We start from the raw sequence: 392 nt of genomic DNA on the forward strand, positions 1-392 counted from the left end.
TTGAACATAGCATATCGTTTCCGGATCTATCCAACAGATGAACAGAAGATACTCCTTGGAAAAACATTTGGCTGCTGCCGTTTTCTGTACAATCAGATGCTTAATGATAAGATCCAGGAGTACAAAAAGACAAAGAAAATGTTAAAAAACACACCAGCTATGTATAAAAAGGAATATCCATTCCTGAAAGAAGTAGATTCGCTGGCCCTGGCAAATGTTCAGCTTCATCTGGAGAAAGCATATAAGAACTTTTTCCATGATCCTAAGACTGAATTTCCACGTTTCAAGTCAAAACATCACTCCAAAAACAGCTACACAACAAATGTGGTCAACGGGAATATCCTGCTGGAAGGCAACCGGATCCGGCTTCCAAAATTAAAATGGATCTCCAT

At 39.0% G+C, this 392-nt stretch carries 1 protein-coding gene; it reads left to right on the forward strand.

The window, feature by feature from the left end:
* The coding region (locus OCV61_RS18490; protein ID WP_262583451.1) for a helix-turn-helix domain-containing protein at positions 1-392 on the forward strand (392 nt) is incomplete at both ends.

This window comes from Blautia ammoniilytica, from assembly GCF_025566965.1.
GTDB classification, from domain to species: domain Bacteria; phylum Bacillota; class Clostridia; order Lachnospirales; family Lachnospiraceae; genus Blautia_A; species Blautia_A ammoniilytica.